Source organism: Psychrobacter sp. AOP5-GZ1-6, assembly GCF_052376345.1.
GTDB lineage: Bacteria > Pseudomonadota > Gammaproteobacteria > Pseudomonadales > Moraxellaceae > Psychrobacter.
On sequence record NZ_JBQSVP010000278.1, the window covers coordinates 1 to 1,176 of the forward strand.

General features: G+C 44.7%; 1 protein-coding gene. It reads right to left on the minus strand.

All coding sequences use genetic code 11. The features are described 5' to 3' along the window. Positions 1-43 precede the first annotated feature (43 nt). Positions 44-970 (minus strand): bestrophin family protein, encoded by a 927-nt coding sequence (locus ACT3RN_RS15725; protein ID WP_192519071.1) that lies wholly within the window; start codon positions 968-970, stop codon positions 44-46. Positions 971-1,176: the final 206 nt, after the last annotated feature.

The following is a 1,176-nucleotide window of genomic DNA, read 5'->3' on the forward strand; positions in this document are numbered from 1 at the left end:
ATATTTTTTTACAGTTAGCTATTTGAGCATCAGCTGATGAATACTACTGTAAGTAGCTATTGATAGGAGTGATATCTGGCGGGATATCATTCTCTCCTAATGCTTCTAGCAAGTTGATTTCGATCGTGCGTGAGAGGGCAGTTAATGGTAATTGATTCGCCGCCAAACCAAAAGGTTCCTCTAGCTCTTCGCTGAGTGTATCCAGACCGAAAAACGTATAGGCTATCACCGCACATATTAATGGTGTCACCCAGCCTAATGAGGCCACCAAGCCAAACGGCAACATAATACAATACAGATAAGTTGTACGATGCACCAATAACATATAAGCAAATGGCAGAGGTGTATTGTGGATACGCTCGCAGGCTGCCAAGACTATCGTCATAGACGTCAAGCGCTCGTCCATGTTTTGTACCATCAGCTCTGACGATAGTTGCTGACGGCGTACCTCCCCAAGCTGTTTACCCATTAAGCGCATCAGGTAATCAGGCAGGTTTTTGGCTTGATGCATGGCTGTATGGTGTGTCGGCGCTACAAACGGTTCTATCTCTTGCCAAGGAGATGTACCACGCAGTCGATGGCGTACCGCATGTGTAAAGGCAATCGTCAGATGAATCATCGATCGCTGAGCCTCGCGTCCAGCCTGAGTGTCTTCATCTACAAAGGACAGCACTTGGCGAGTAAAACTACGGGCGTCGTACACCAGCTGGCCCCACAGGCATCGACCTTCCCACCAACGCTGGTAACTGGCATTGTTGCGAAATCCAAGAAACAGTGACAACGCGACCCCCAGCAATGTAAAGGGCGCTGTTCCGTAGGAAGGAAAAGTATTGGGAGACAGGTGCTGAACAATCGTAACGATAACGCTCAGTAGGGTGACAAGCAGAATCTGCGGATAAATTTTGGGAACGATTGAGCCGCGGAGGGTGAAAAATATCTTAAACGTATTGAGTTTCTGCCGGACAATCATGCAAGTTCCCTAGCGACGAAGTGTATAAATTCACTGTTACGTGTAGGGTATAATTCTAATATAGAATTAAAATCTGTAAAGCCCGAAAGTCTATAAATTTATTCAAACAGAAGAGTAGGGGAAATATTCAATATTGATGATTCGAATAGCCAAAAAAGGTAAATCCTGGTCAAAAGGGAGATTTTTTATTAATCCATTTTATGTAT